Genomic DNA, 13,288 nt, shown 5'->3' with positions numbered 1-13,288 from the left:
ACAGCCCTGGCTCCGCGCCGGGCTTTTTCTTGGCTGTTACCGGTTCTGAAGCTACGATAGCGACCCGTCGTCTTGTCTAACGGCGTCATCGGTGGAGGTGCTGTGCCCGACCCTGGTTCTGCCGCGTCGCCGGCCGCCGATCTGACCGCAGCAGAGAAGGTGCCGCGCAAGCGCAGCCAGGCGGTGGTGGTCGTGCACGGTATGGGCGAACAGCGGCCCATGGACACGTTGAGGGGATTTGTCCAGGCCGTTTGGAGCCACGATCCGGCCCGTGCTCCGTTCTATGCCCATGTCGCTGATCCGGCCGACCCAATGGGTGCGAAGATCAACCAGAGCTGGATCACGCCCGACAGCCGGACCAATTCGCACGAGCTTCGCCGGATCACCACACCGTATGATGTCGATGGCCGCCGCACCGATTTCTACGAGCTTTACTGGGCCGACATCACCCAGGGCACGACCCGGAGCCGCCTTGCTGCCTGGGTGACGACCCTGCTCTGGCGCAAGCCCGCCGATATTCCGCGCGATGTGCGCAAACTCTATGTCGTCACGCTTTTGGCCACCATCGTCGTCCTTGGCGCGGCGCTGGCGCTCGCAACGTCGGCCTGGCAAGGCTATATCTCCTGGACGACCGGCGTGCTTGTCACCGTCCTGGCGTCGTTCGTTATCTGGTCGGTGGACCAGTTTGGCCTGCCCTATTTCGGCGATGCCGCCGCCTATGTGCGGGCCGAAGCGGCGACGGTCGAGAAGCGCGCGCTGGTCCGCGAGCGTGGCCTCAAGCTGCTGAAGCGCCTTATGGTGGACGACGCCTACGACCGCATCGTGCTGGTCTCGCACAGCCTGGGGTCGATCATAGCCTATGATCTGTTGCAGATATTATGGGCCGATTTCAGGCCTCGAAAGCTGGAAGCCATTCGCGACAGAGCGAGGCTGAAGGCGATCCACGCCGTCGATAAGGCGATGCTGGCCACCGATGCTTCCGCCTGGCCCGACCGCCTCGATGACCTCCCCACATTCCGGCGCGGCCAATGGGAACTCTACCGGCAGCTTCGCGACAGTGACGCCGATCATCCGCTGCCGTGGAAGATCAGCGATTTCGTCACGCTCGGCAGTCCGCTGACCCACAGCGAGTTTCTGGTGACCTACAATCTTGCCGAGTTCAGGCGCGGCATCGCCGAGCGGCTGTTCTCGGCATGCCCGCCGATCGCCGACAGGGCGGCGGGCGGGACTATGCTCTATCAGGAAGGCCGCAGCCATTCGGGCAAGCCACAGCGGGCGGTGCATCATGGCGCGATGTTTGCCGCGATGCGCTGGACCAACATTTTCGACAGAGGCAATGGCTGGTTGACCGGCGACCCGATCTCCGGGCCGATGACGGAGAACTTTGGTCCGGGCGTGGAAAACATCCAGGTCGAGCTGCGCGGCTCGCTCGGCCGCGTCTTCACACACACGCTCTACTGGTCGTTGACGGCGAGCGGCGTCGAGGCCAACGCACCGTCCGGCGTGCCGCGCTCGCACCTTGCCGTGCTGCGCGATGCGGTCGATCTCGGCCGCAAGCTGGGGGACTGAGCTGTCGGTGGCGAGCAACGCACGACAATGCTGCGCCGACAGCTCAAAGCAAGGTCCGCTTCGGGGTAATCTTCGAAGCGGACCGAGTTCGCTTAGGCGCCGATCAACGATTGGTCAGGAAAATCGCTTCCTCGTCGTCGCGCTGCCTGCCGCCAAGTGCTGCAGCCGCACTGGCAATGAAAGCCCCGACGACCAGCGACAGCGCGCCAATCAGTGAGAAGGTGGCGCCTGCCTTTCTGGCGGTGTCGGCCGCCTGCTGGGCCTTGACCTTGGCCTCCTGCGCTTTGGCGATTACCGCATCGACGCGAGCGGTGGCATCGGCTTCGGACAGGCCCGTGCGGGCGGCCACCAGCCGCGACAGATAGGTCTTGTCGTCGGCCGATATTTCGCCTGCTGCGGCACTCGCGATCAGAATGCGCGATGCCTGCGCCGTTGCCGCGGCGTCGCTCTCCGGATTGGCGGCAGCGAGCCTTGCCGGATCGGCCGGGCGGAACAGCGTATCGACGAAATACGATGTGGCGTTGTCAGTCGAGGCGCCACCAGCGTTTGCAGCAGCACCTGCCGAAGCGCCCATTGCCGCGCCGGATGCCACAGTCGAAGCGGCCTGGACACCGGTACCTATCGCGGCCGAAAGCGCCGTGCCGAGCACGCCGGCGACGAGCAGCGTCGCCAGCGCCCAGGCCAGGAAGCCGTGAGCGGTATCGCGGAAGAAGACTTCATCGGTGTGGATGCCGACCCATTTGGTGCGCAGGCGTCCGGCGAGGTAGCCGCCGAGGGCCGACGACAGCCACTGCACGACGATCAGCCAGACGGCGGTGGAAACGGCGAAAGTTGTGACTGACGCACCCGAGCCGGACCATGGCGACACCATGCTAAGTCCAAGCCCGGAGCCGAGCAGCATCAAGATGAAGGTAAGCGTCGACGCAGCAAAGGCGCCGGCGACGATTGGTCCCCAGCTGACGGCGGGGGATGAGGATTCCGTCGGTGCGGAAACCTCGGTAGTCGTTAGGGTGGACGGCATGGAAGCCTCCTACCTTGCAAAAAGCAGAATCAGAATAATGATCGGAATCGGGACTCCGAGAAGCCAGAGCAAAATGCCACGTCCCATGAATGCCTCCTGCGGCGATTGTGATCAACTACAATGCCTTGAAAGACTTTCCGTTCCGGGAGATCCTCGGTGATCTTTGTTGCGGTGCAGCAGTCGGCGTCGGTGCGCCAAGATGCACCAATGCACTTCATGCCTGCAGGCTGGGTATTCTGGATGGCGGCTCAGATGTCCAGATTGGCGACCGACAGCGCGTTTTCCTGGATGAATTCGCGCCTTGGCTCAACCTCGTCGCCCATCAGTCGCGAAAACAGTGAGTCCGCGTCAGTCGCGTCATTGACCTTGACCTGTAAGAGCGAGCGCACATTCGGGTCGAGCGTCGTTTCCCAGAGCTGCTCGGCGTTCATTTCGCCAAGGCCCTTGTAGCGCTGCATGGTCAGACCCTTGCGGCCGGTGGCAAACACGGCATTGAGCAGTGCCAGCGGCCCCGAAATTGTTTCGGAGACATCCTTGCGGCGCAGCACCGGCGGCTCGCCATAGATTTCTGCCAGGCGCGGCGCATAGCGGTCGAGCTGGCGTGCGTCGGCGGAATTGATCAGCGCCAGGTCGAGATGCGCGAACTCCTTGACGCTGCGCACCGTGCGCTCGAATACATAGCCGCCGACGCCCTCGTTGGAGGTCGACATGCGGCCTGTCCAGCCGCGCTCGGTGTCCTCGGCGATAATGTCGAGACGGCGGGCAACGCGCTCGGCCATCTCGTTGGCGCGACCGAGGTCGGTGAAGATTTCGGGGTTGAGCGCGCCGGCAATCGCTGCCTGCTCCACCACGCCTCTGTTATAGCGCGTATGCAATCCGTTGATGAGTTGGCGGACAGCCAGGGCATCGTCGATGGCGCCGCGCAGATCCTGTCCGGCCCGCACCTCGCCCGTGCTGAGCGCAAGCGACGCTTCTTCCAGCCCCGAGCCGATCAGGAATTCCTCGAAGGCGGCTTCATCCTTGATATATTGCGAGCTCTTCCCTCGCGTCACCTTATAGAGCGGCGGCTGCGCGATATAGAGATGACCGCGTTCGATCAGTTCCGGCATCTGGCGGAAGAAGAAGGTCAGCAGCAAGGTGCGGATATGGGCGCCATCGACATCGGCGTCGGTCATCAGGATAATCTTGTGGTAGCGCAGCTTGTCGGCATTGAACTCGTCCTTGCCGATCGAGGTGCCGAGCGCGGTGATCAGCGTGCCGATCATGTCGGAGCCGAGCATGCGGTCGAAGCGGGCGCGCTCGACATTGAGGATCTTGCCGCGCAGCGGAAGAATGGCCTGGTTCTGGCGCGAACGGCCGCCCTTGGCCGAGCCGCCCGCGCTGTCGCCCTCGACGATGAAGATTTCGGATTTCGCCGGATCGCGCTCCTGGCAATCGGCCAGCTTGCCGGGCAACGAGGTGACGCCGAGCGAGCTCTTGCGGGTGATGTCGCGTGCCTTGCGCGCGGCCTCGCGCGCGGCAGCGGCCTGGATGACCTTCTCGATGACCGCCTTGCCCTCGGTCGGGTGCTCCTCGAGCCAGGTGCCGAGCGCCTCGTTGACGAGGCCTTCGACCACCGGGCGAACCTCGGACGACACCAGCTTGTCCTTGGTCTGCGAGGAGAATTTCGGGTCGGGAACCTTGACCGACAGCACCGCGGTCAGCCCTTCGCGGCAATCGTCGCCGATCAGCGCCACTTTTTCCTTCTTGGTCAGGCCCGAGGAGTCGCCATAGCCGGTTATCTGGCGTGTCAGCGCACCCCGGAAACCGGCGAGATGCGTGCCGCCGTCACGTTGCGGGATGTTGTTGGTGAAGGCCAGCACGTTCTCGTGGTAGCTGTCGTTCCACCACATGGCGACTTCGACGGTGATGCCGTCGCGCTCGGCGCGGATCGAAATCGGCTTGTCGAGCAACGGCTTCTTCGTTCGGTCGAGATATCGGACGAACTCTTCCAGCCCGCCATCATAGTGCAGTTCATGGCGCACGATGTCGGCATGGCGGGCATCGGTCAAAACGATGCGCACGCCGGAGTTCAGGAAGGCGAGCTCGCGCAGCCGGTGCTCCAGCGTACCATAGTCGAACTCGACCATGGTGAAGGTCTCGGACGACGGCAAGAACGTGATTTCGCTGCCGCTGCGCCCTTCATAGGTGCCGGGGAGCTTGTCTTGTTCATAACTGCCGGTGATGCGCAGCGGTGCGTCGGCGTCGCCATGCGTGAAGCTCATCTCGTAGATCTGGCCGTTGCGGCGGATCTTCAGTTTCAGCCAGGCCGACAGTGCGTTGACGACCGACACGCCGACGCCGTGCAGGCCGCCCGACACCTTGTAGGAGTTCTGGTCGAACTTGCCGCCGGCATGCAGCTGCGTCATGATCACTTCGGCCGCCGAAATGCCTTCGCCGGTGTGGATATCGGTCGGAATGCCGCGGCCATTGTCGATGACCGTCACCGAGCCGTCCGGATTGAGCGTCACCGTCACCAGGTCGGCATGGCCCGCCAGTGCTTCGTCGATGGCGTTGTCGACCACCTCATAAACCATGTGGTGCAGGCCCGAGCCGTCGTCGGTGTCGCCGATATACATGCCCGGCCGCTTGCGAACGGCGTCCAAGCCCTTCAAAACCTTGATGGAATCGGCGCCGTATTCGGCTTCAACGCCGTTGGCGATGTCGGTCTGGTCGCTCATGAAAACCTGTCTGATTGGTGCCGTGTGCAGAGCGCGAAAAATCGGCGTCGAATCGCGCATTCCTAATGTCGTAGATATAGGCGCAAAAGGCGGTTTTTCCAAGGTTTGCAGGCATTTCCGAACGGAATGACCGTCGCGTGAACCCGCTACCGGCGCCTGGCTTCGATCCTGGCCAGCCGCTCACGCAAAAACTTGATCATGAACTTGTATCGCGGCGCCAGCCGACCGGTCCGGTCGAGCTCCAGCGTCATGTCGAGTGCCTTGGAAAGGACGGCTTTCGGGTCCTTTGCGACTTGGGCGTAGTCGATATAGGCAAGCACCAGGTCGCGCTGCCAGGTGGCGTTGTCCGGATCTGACTGGGCAAGTTTCTCGCGAATGGCAAGGCTGTCCTGAAGGGCTTGCCGGGCTCCCCTGACGTCGCGCTGCCTGAGGCGGAGCGTGGCGACTTCGGACAGCGTTATCGACAAGTCCCGCTGCCAGTCGGAATTGGCGGAATCGAGCTTCGCCAGCCTCTCCGCAATCGCGTAGCTGTCCAGATAGGCTTTCAGTGCGCCTTTGTGGTCGCCCTGTATCGCCAGGACGCCGGCGACCTTCTCGAGGCACACGGACAGGTCGCGCTGCCAATCGGTGTTGTTCGGGTCGCCGGCGGCGAGCGCGCTGGCTTGCGAGAATGCCTGACGATAAGCCGAAAGTGCCGCCGGCCAATTCTGCTGGTCGCTCAGCGCGTTGCCGACCTTGGCGTTGCCGACGGACAGGTCGCGTTTCAGCTCGGTGTCGTCCGGATCGCGTTTCGCCAGTTGCTTGACGATCGCCAGGCCTTCCTTGTAGGCCGTCAGCGCCCCAGCGGCGTCGCCGCGTTCGCGCAGCAGGTCGCCTATCGTATCGTGGCTGACCGAGACGTCACGCTGCCGATCGGCGTCTCCCGGTCTGTCCGCCGCCAGCGCCAGCCGCACCTTCAGGCTCTCTTGATAGGCCGCCTGTGCGTTGTCCAGTTGACCTGCGACATGGGCAAGGTGGCCGATCTCATCATAGGTGATGGTCAGGTCGCGCTGCAGTTCGGCACGGTCGGGCTCTCCGGCAGCGAGCTGTTTCTTGATCGACAGGCTTTCCTGATAGACCTGTGCGGCGCCGGCCAGATCACCTTGCGTCGCCAGCACGTTACCGATCTTGTCGTCGGTCATGGCGAGGTCGCCGAACCACTCCAGATTGTCCGGCTCTGCCTCGGTCAGGTCCTGCAGAATGGTCTTGGCCGTTTCATAGTTTTGCAGCGCTGCCGGCAGATTGCCTTGCGCCATCCGCACGTTGCCGAGCTTGACGTGGCTGACGGCGAAGTCGCGCTTCACGTTGGGATCGGTTTCGTGGCGCGACCGCCGCTCGAGATCGGCTTGCAGCGCCTCGAAGGCGCGGCCAGCAGCATCGATGTTGCCGACCGTGGTATAGAGCTTGCCGAGCTCGTCCAGCGTGCGGATCAAGCGGTCGGCGTCGTCGAGCGACAGCACCACCTGTCCGGCTTCGCCATAAAGCGTGAGCACGGATTCATAATCCTTGATGGCTGTGGCGTAGTCGAGGTCGGCGCGCGCTGCCCCGCCGGACAAATAGCGCGTCGCGGCTTCGGAAAGCGTGCGACTGACGAAATTGGCCTTCAGCGCGTTGCGCGAGATATTGTCGATCTCGGCTGCTTCGGCAAGCTTTTTCCGCGCGGCATCGAACGCTCCCAGCGAAAGCTGCTCTTCCGCCTGCCGGCGCAACGCTGCCACTCTGAGATCGTCGGAGGAAAGCGTCCGCATTTCGCTCCGCACCTTGACGAAGGCGTCGGCTGCCTCACGCAGCCTGGCGTTCAGACTGTCCGCGGAGAGGCGGCCGGCATCGGAACTGATCAACGCGCCATAGAGCGGTGCCAGCGGCATGTCGGCGTCGCTGGCGATCTTTTCCACCTCGCCACGCATCGCGGGCGTCACCTCGGCCATGGCCAGCAACAAGCGTTCGCGCTCCGGCAGTTTCTCCTTGGCTGTCGTGGCAAAGAACAACTGCGGCAGGCCGCTCTCGACATAGGGCAATTGCCTGCCGCGCGAGAGATCGTAGACCTCCTGCTGCACGAGCGTCAGCACGGAGCGGATCTCAAGACCCTCGGTGCCGAGGTATTTCGTCAGCGCCGCGGTGAACGGCGAATTCTGGCCGGTCCCATCCGAGGCGGTCTCGCCGGGCGCCGCCGAGAAGGCAAACAGGATGTTTTCTGCCCGCCCGATGCGGCCAAGACCCGGCCGGACCTTGTCGCTGACCTCTTTTACCAGCGCCGTTGCGCCGCGGCCTTCGCCGCCCGTGGCAGCAAACGGATCGCTGCGGCAGGCATCGAGCACGATCAGTCCGACCTTGCTGGTGGCGGCGACGGCCGCGCGGATCTCCTCCAGCGGCAGGCTGGTCCCTTCCAGCGTAGCGAGCGACGACGCGTCTGCATCCACCGGCAGGAGCCGATTCTCGCCGGCGATCTCGACGCCGTGGCCGGAGAAGAACACCAGTGCCACGTCGGCGCCTTTAGCATCCTCGCGGAAATCGTCGAGCGCCCGGCGCATGCGCCGCAGGTCGCGGTTGGTTTCGAGGAAGACCTCGAAACCGAGCTTCCTCAGCACCGTTTCCATGACCTCGCCGTCATTGACGGGATTGGCGAGCGGCCGGATCAGCCGGTAGTCGTTCTCGGCGATGACCAGCGCAACGCGCCGCTCCGCCATGGCACCGGAGGCCGTCGAGAGGATCAGCAGCAAAGCAAACAGAAGACGCAAATCGAACCGCCCCGGCCCGGTCATTTCCCGGAGCATTCCATCTCTTTATGGCATGAGCAAGTTATGGCATCGGCAAGCCCGGCCGTTCGCGTTGTTAGCTGGCGCGCATCGGCCTCAGCGCTTCGCTCCAGCGGGACAGCTCGTCCAGCATGGTCTTGGCTCCGCCGAGCACCTGCTCGCTGGGCAGGAAGGCGCCGGTCTCGTCGAGCAGCTTCTGGTACATCGGGAGCGCCACGCCTTCCGGAATCGGCATGACGCCGACCGCGGTCAGCAACGGTTTGACCGCCTGCGCCGCTCGTAAGCCACCGGAGACACCGCCGTAGCTGAGGATGGCGGCCGGCTTGTATCGCCATTCCCTGAGCAGGTAGTCGACCGCGTTGACGATCGCGGGGGCTGCGAAATAATTGTATTCCGGCGCTACGAAGACGAACGCGTCGGCGGCGTCGATTGCTTTCGACCAGGCTTTCGTGTGGCTGTTTTCGTATCTGCCGAGTCTAGGATGATGCGGCTCGTCCAGCACCGGCAGGTTGAAGGCGGCGATATCGGTGAGCAATGGCTCGAATTTGCCGTGTTCGCGCGCAAAACTTTCCAACCACCTTGCGAAAACGGGTCCGGCGCGGCCCGGCCGCGTGCTGCCGATGATGACGTTCAACTGGTGCTTCAAGGCAGGCTCCCGCCGGTTAGTGGCATCTGTGGTGCTGCCACCTAAGACACACAGCCGGACACAGCAAGCAGGCACTTTCCGGTGCCCCGGTCACATTCCAGAGAGCGGATGCTTCGCCTTGTCGTCCGGCCACATGGACGCTTGCCTTGCCAGCCACTACATTGAGGGGTCAGCGGAGCAAGCCATGGACAGTCAGCCCGTCCCCTTCGTCCCGCCGGCGCCGAAGCCGCGCACCGCGCCGCCTTCGACGCTGGAGATGATCCGCATCGTCTATCGCAATCCGCTCGAACTGTGGGGCGAGGCGACCTACAACGAGCCCTGGATTTCGGTGAACGGCGTCGGTGGGCCGCTGGTCATCGCCAACGATCCCGGCCTCATCCGCCATGTGCTGGTCGACAACGCCAAGAACTACAAGATGGCGACGGTGCGCCAGAAGATCCTGCGGCCGATCCTGCGCGACGGGCTGCTGACCGCCGAAGGCGAGGTGTGGCGGCGTTCGCGCAAGGCGATGGCGCCGGTGTTCACGCCGCGTCACATTTTCGGCTTCGCCGAGCCGATGCTGAAACGCACGCTCGAATTCGTCACCCGTTACGAGCAAGGTGGCACGTCGGATATCGCCCACGACATGACGCTGCTCACCTTCGACATCCTGGCTGAGACGCTGTTTTCGGGCGAGATATCGGGCGAGCCGGGCAGCTTCGCCAAGGAGATCGACCGCCTGTTCGAGACGATGGGCCGGGTCGATCCGCTCGACCTTTTGCGTGCGCCCGATTGGCTGCCGCGCCTGACGCGCATCCGCGGCCGCAAGACCATGGCCTACTTCCGCAAGATCGTAACCGACACGGTGCAGATGCGCGAGGCGCGGCTGAGGCGCGCTCCGGACACGGTGCCGCAGGATTTTCTCACGCTGCTGCTGAAGGCGGAGGGACCGGGCGGGCTGACCCGGGCCGAGGTCGAGGACAACATCATCACCTTCATCGGCGCCGGCCATGAGACTACAGCCAGGGCGCTCGGCTGGACGCTCTACTGCCTTGCCGAAGCGCCGTGGGAGCGCGAAAAGATCGAGCACGAGATCGATGCTGTGCTGGCGCGTGAGCCCGACCCGACGAAATGGCTCGACGCCATGCCGCTGACCCGTGCCGCCTTCGACGAGGCGCTCAGGCTCTATCCGCCGGCGCCGTCGATCAACCGCGAACCGATCGAACCCGAAACCTGGAACGGCCTCTATATACCGCGCCGCGCCGCGGTGCTGGTGATGCCGTGGGTCGTCCATCGCCACAGGAAATTATGGGACCGACCGGACGCTTTCATGCCGGAGCGCTTTCATCCGGGGAATCGCGAAAAGATCGACCGTTTCCAGTATTTGCCGTTCGGCGCCGGCCCCCGCGTCTGCATCGGTGCCAGCTTCGCCATGCAGGAGGCGATCATTGCGTTGGCGATCATGCTGTCGCGCTACCGCTTCGACACCACCGCGGAGACCCGCCCCTGGCCGGTGCAGAAGCTGACGACGCAACCGCAAGGCGGGCTGCCGATGCAAGTCACCCGGCGCGCCTCGTAAGCGGCTGAACGTCCATTCGCGCCGGTACTATGCGGCGGACTTGCGTTGGAACTGGCCCGCGGCGCGGTAGCGCCAGAGATAGCTGGGCAGGATGGTTCCGATCGACCGTGGCTGGATTCCGAGGCCGGCGAGCGTCCTGTTGTCCTTGACGGCGGCATCCGACACGACATTGTGCTGGCGCAACAGCAGGACCTGGTCCTTGGTCAACAACGGATTTGGCAGCAGCCCGAGAATTGATGCCTGGAGGTTCGCCAGCCACCACGGCATAGGCAGCAAAAACCGCTTGCGTTCTATGATGACAAGCAGCTCTTGCATGCATTCCTTGAAGCTGAGCACCTGCGGCCCGCCGAGCTCATAGATCTGGCCGCCCTGGACCTTGCCGTCGACCGAGTGCGCCACCGCTTCGGCGACGTCGCCGACATAGACCGGCTGGAATTTCGTCTGACCGCCGCCGATCAGCGGCAGGACTGGGGAAAAGCGGGCCATGTTGGCAAAGCGGTTGAAGAAACCGTCCTCCGGCCCGAAATTGATCGATGGCCGCAAGATCACGGCGTCCTGGATCGTCTCCAGAACCGCCTTTTCGCCGAGCGCCTTGGTACGCGCATAGTCCGATTGTGCGTGGAGATCCGCGCCCAGAGCCGAGATGTGGGTGAGGCCGGCGCCGACGGCGCGCGCCGCCTCGGCGACAGCGCGCGCGCCGAACTCATGCACGGCAGTGAATTTCTGCCGGCCGGCCTCATGCGCGATCGCCACCAGATTGACGACATGGTCCGCGCCTTGCACGGCGCGGTCGACCGACCAGCGCACCCGGACATTGGCCTGCACCGGCTGGATCTGCCCGACATTGCCGAGCGGCTGCAGGTGGCCGGCGAGATCGGGCCGGCGGCAGGCGACCCGGATGCGGTAGCCGCGCTTGGCCAGCGCCCGCACGACATGACGACCGACAAAGCCGGAGCCGCCGAAGACGACGACGAGCTTTGGGGTCTGCAGGATTTCGGTCATGGCTGGCTCCGGCGGGCTATCCAGATGGCTTGGTTGAAGCCGTTTCATAGTCCGTTTCGCGCCAAAGGCAAAGGGCGACCATAGGTCGCCCGGCATTGTTGAAGCATGATTTTACGGATCCGCTCGAAACGGCAGAAAACTCCGCCGAGGCCCGGCTTTGCGGTAACTCCATTCGAAACAGGAACCTTTGTTCGGTCGGCGATTTTAGATGTATGGTTTGATTCCGAATGAAGGATATTGCCAATGACAAAACGCGTTGCGATCTTCGCTCTGGCTTTAGCAGCAGGCTGCAGCATTGGCGCCTCGGCATTCGCTGGAAACCGGCATCACCACCAAGCTCAACCCGAACGCTATGTTCCCGCCAACGGCGACATCATCGAGTTCCTGTTCGGCGGCCCGCGCTACTATGACAACCACCTGTTCACGACGGCCGCCGAACCCTGCTCCTACAACAGGGTAGGACCGGACGCGAATGCGGCGAACGTCATCAACGATCATTATTGCGGGAAGTAGGCTCGCGCTGCCGGATCGGCCGGCCTCCTCAGCCGCTCATCGGACAAACGAATTTCTTCAGGACGAATAGCGCGCGGCGAATTCGGAAATGCGTTGCACCACGGCTTTCGGCGCGCTTATGCCGCGCGCCGCCGCCTTCTCCGCGGCCTCGGCCCGGGCACGCCCCGGCAAATGCACGCCATAGCGCCGCCGCAACCGGTCGAGCTGGTCCTTCATCCGTTTCTCGAAGTCCGGATCGAGCAGCTTGGGCTCGACGGCGAGCACGAACAGGCCGGTTCCCGGACTGTCCGGCCCGCCGCTGAACCATGGCGCATCGAGGGACCAGTTGGCGCCCGACAGGCCCGCAGCCAGTACCTCGACCATCAGCGCGATGTTGGCGCCGCGCTGGCCGCCGAAGGCAAGCATGGCGCCTTTCATGGCGGCTGCCGGGTCCGTGGTTGGATTGCCGCTGGCGTCCAGAGCCCAGCCTTCGGGGATCTTCTTGCCATCCTCGGCGGCCTTGCGGATGTTGACGAAGGCGGTGGCGCTCGACGACTGGTCGATGACCAGCGGCGCCCCGTCCGCGGCGGGTGCGGCAAAGGACATCGGGTTGGTGCAGTAGACCGGCTTGACCGAGCCCGAGCCGGCAAGCACGGCCGGGCCGTTGGTCGCGGCGAACGACACCAATCCCTGCGCGGCCAGCCGTCCGGTGAAATAGCCGAGCGCGCCGCACGTATAGGCATTCTTCTGCGAAAAGATGGCAACGCCGAACAGCCGCGCCGCCTTGGCGAGGTCATCGATCGTGCGGTCGAAACCGGTATGCGCCAGTCCGCCGCGGGCATCGGAGAGATAAACCGCGAGCGCTGGCCTGGTGATGACAGGATCGGCATTGCCGTCGATACGGCCGGCTTCCAGCGCTTCGAGATAATCAATGAAATGCGACAGCCCGACGGTCGACAGTCCTTCAGCCTCGGCCGCGACGATCGAGGCAGCCAGCGACTGCGCCGCCTCTTCGTTGGCGCCGGCGCCAAGTGCGGCCATCCGGCACAGCCCTGTCGCCTGGTCGAGACTGAGTTGCATGGTAGCTGCCCTGAATTCGCGACTTTAACAGCTTTAGCCTAGCTTGCTCGGGATCCGCGCCTCGAGCCGGTGGAAGCCGAACACCAGGATACCGGTGATGGACATATAGACCAACGCCAGAAGCAGCAAGGGTTCGTAGGTGACGAAGAGATCCTGGCGCACCCGCGAGGCTACGGCATAGATGTCGACCATGGTTATCGTTGCCACCAGCGGTGTTGCTTTCAGCTGGAGAACGGTTTCACCCGCCAGCGTCGGCAGCGCCCGGCTGATCGCCTGCGGGAGCCATATTCGCCTGAAGATTTTCCAACGGCTCATGCCGAAAGCGCGGGCCGCCTCGAGTTGGCCATGCGGTACACCGGCGAAGGCGCCACGCATCACTTCACCTTCATAGCCGGCATACGAGAT

At 63.9% G+C, this 13,288-nt stretch carries 10 protein-coding genes; 3 read left to right on the top strand and 7 right to left on the bottom strand.

Annotation, left to right across the window (positions count from 1 at the left end; genetic code table 11):
- Positions 1-102 precede the first annotated feature (102 nt).
- The gene (locus NKH29_RS05350) at positions 103-1,569 is read left to right on the top strand and encodes a hypothetical protein (protein ID WP_352484386.1); all 1,467 of its coding nucleotides are present in this window, start codon (positions 103-105) and stop codon (positions 1,567-1,569) included.
- A gap of 103 nt (positions 1,570-1,672) precedes the next feature.
- Here the strand turns inward: NKH29_RS05350 and NKH29_RS05345 are convergent, their stop codons facing one another.
- The 4 genes from NKH29_RS05345 to NKH29_RS05330 all read right to left on the bottom strand — a co-directional run bounded on the left by NKH29_RS05345 (position 1,673) and on the right by NKH29_RS05330 (position 8,751).
- Positions 1,673-2,590, bottom strand: coding sequence for a hypothetical protein (locus tag NKH29_RS05345; protein ID WP_023718037.1), 918 nt, complete (start codon positions 2,588-2,590; stop codon positions 1,673-1,675).
- 248 nt (positions 2,591-2,838) lie between these two features.
- A complete protein-coding gene (gene gyrB, locus NKH29_RS05340; RefSeq protein ID WP_352999166.1) occupies positions 2,839-5,310 on the bottom strand; it encodes a DNA topoisomerase (ATP-hydrolyzing) subunit B in 2,472 nt (823 codons plus the stop codon).
- Between the two features lie 146 nt (positions 5,311-5,456).
- Positions 5,457-8,123, bottom strand: coding sequence for a caspase family protein (locus NKH29_RS05335; protein ID WP_352789352.1), 2,667 nt, complete (start codon positions 8,121-8,123; stop codon positions 5,457-5,459).
- Positions 8,124-8,181: 58 nt separating this feature from the next.
- Positions 8,182-8,751 carry an NADPH-dependent FMN reductase gene (locus NKH29_RS05330; protein ID WP_023718034.1) on the bottom strand — a complete coding sequence of 190 codons (570 nt, stop codon included), beginning with the start codon at positions 8,749-8,751 and terminating at the stop codon, positions 8,182-8,184.
- Between the two features lie 184 nt (positions 8,752-8,935).
- Between NKH29_RS05330 and NKH29_RS05325 the strand changes: the two genes are divergently transcribed.
- Positions 8,936-10,309 carry a cytochrome P450 gene (locus tag NKH29_RS05325; RefSeq protein WP_023718033.1) on the top strand — a complete coding sequence of 458 codons (1,374 nt, stop codon included), beginning with the start codon at positions 8,936-8,938 and terminating at the stop codon, positions 10,307-10,309.
- 27 nt (positions 10,310-10,336) lie between these two features.
- On the opposite strand, the gene NKH29_RS05320 is transcribed toward NKH29_RS05325, so the two are convergent.
- Entirely contained in the window at positions 10,337-11,311 is a 975-nt protein-coding gene (locus NKH29_RS05320) for a complex I NDUFA9 subunit family protein (protein ID WP_352999165.1), read from the bottom strand.
- Positions 11,312-11,554: 243 nt separating this feature from the next.
- Here NKH29_RS05320 and NKH29_RS05315 point away from each other — a divergent pair, with 243 nt between their 5' ends.
- Positions 11,555-11,824 (top strand): hypothetical protein, encoded by a 270-nt coding sequence (locus NKH29_RS05315; RefSeq protein ID WP_352484389.1) that lies wholly within the window; start codon positions 11,555-11,557, stop codon positions 11,822-11,824.
- A 57-nt stretch (positions 11,825-11,881) separates the two neighbouring features.
- Here NKH29_RS05315 and NKH29_RS05310 read toward each other — a convergent pair whose 3' ends face one another.
- Together NKH29_RS05310 and NKH29_RS05305 are read right to left on the bottom strand one after the other, a co-directional pair.
- Positions 11,882-12,883, bottom strand: a complete 1,002-nt coding sequence (locus NKH29_RS05310; RefSeq protein ID WP_352484390.1) for an Ldh family oxidoreductase — start codon at positions 12,881-12,883, stop codon at positions 11,882-11,884.
- Positions 12,884-12,916: 33 nt separating this feature from the next.
- On the bottom strand, positions 12,917-13,288 hold a 372-nt coding region (locus NKH29_RS05305), incomplete at its 5' end, for an ABC transporter permease subunit (protein ID WP_352999163.1).

The organism is Mesorhizobium sp. M1295 (assembly GCF_040318135.1).
Classification (GTDB): domain Bacteria; phylum Pseudomonadota; class Alphaproteobacteria; order Rhizobiales; family Rhizobiaceae; genus Mesorhizobium.
The sequence above is the reverse complement of the archived record's forward strand: the minus strand, read 5'-3'. Positions and strand labels throughout refer to the sequence as shown.